This window comes from Veillonella sp. KGMB01456 (genome assembly GCF_023051165.1).
Lineage (GTDB): Bacteria > Bacillota > Negativicutes > Veillonellales > Veillonellaceae > Veillonella_A.
The window spans coordinates 1-1,143 of the sequence record NZ_JALKIG010000088.1 but is presented as its reverse complement, the minus strand read 5'-3'; the positions used below and the strand labels follow the sequence as shown (position 1 = coordinate 1,143).

Below are 1,143 nucleotides of genomic sequence, written 5' to 3'. Positions count from 1 at the left end.
AAAAAATTAGATGTCCTTATTGTGGTTTTGACTGTATAAAGTATGGAAAAACTCGAATAGGTAGGCAGCGATGGCGTTGTAAAGAATGTCATCAAGTTTTTACTAAGCCTTATGATCATACAAACTCGGATTTTCGCCTTTTTCTTCAATGGTTGTTCAGTAAAAATGTACAAAAAGATATGCCCGGTGCCGGTCGTAATTTTCGCAGAAAAACAGCTAAATTTTGGGAACTTTGGCCTTTACCACCTAAAATTGAAACTCAAAGCTCGATTGTATTCATTGATGGTATTCACCTAGGAAGGAAAGCCTGTATATTAATCTGCTGTGATGAAAAGCATGTATTAGGTTGGTATGTATGCAGAGCTGAGCGAGCGAGGGCTTGGGGGGCTTTGATGAGCCGTATTGCTACGCCCACGGTCGTTGTATCTGATGGTGGTCCCGGCTTTCGGAAGGCATTAAAAAAAGTTTGGCCAAAGGCCAAACTTCAAAGATGTATTTTTCATGCTTTTCAACAAGTAAAAAGGTATACAACAACTCGTCCTAAAACAATTGCCGGTGCAGAGCTATATGGGCTTTCAAATGATTTATTTAAGGTAAATTCTACGACTGCAGCATTACATTGGATTAGAAGTTTAACAGACTGGAAAATTAAGCATAAAGCCTTTTTAGACGAAGTATCTTATGACGAGTATGGAAAACCTAGGTTAAAACATGAAAGACTTTTAAAAGCAGAGCAATCACTTCTTGTATTAATTAAATCTGGTACCTTATTTACCTACCTAGATGATACATTAGACTTTAACTGTCCATCTACTAATAACCGTATTGAAGGTGGCATAAATGCTCAATTAAGAGCTATGCTTCGTAACCATAGAGGAATGAATATTGAAAGGCGAATAAAAGCGGTTTTCTGGTGGTGCTACATGCACTCACCGAAACCGCTTTCACCCGCTGAAATACTCGAGGTTATGCCGACCAACAAAAGTATTTCTAAACTATATGATACCATGAATTCCAGAGAAAAATTAGAAGATTCTATTCCAACCTGGGGCGATGCTATTGTATGGAGTGATTTTCATTTCTCAGATCCATATCCTAACTATCTATGGGATTAAATTACCAACTCAAAATGTCCTATAACCC

The 1,143-nt window shown here is 37.8% G+C and carries 1 protein-coding gene; it reads left to right on the top strand.

Annotation, left to right across the window (positions count from 1 at the left end; translation table 11 throughout):
• On the top strand, window positions 1–1,115 hold a 1,115-nt coding region (locus tag MXE28_RS11415), incomplete at its 5' end, for an IS1249 family transposase (protein ID WP_247240189.1).
• Between the last annotated feature and the right edge of the window lie 28 nt (window positions 1,116–1,143).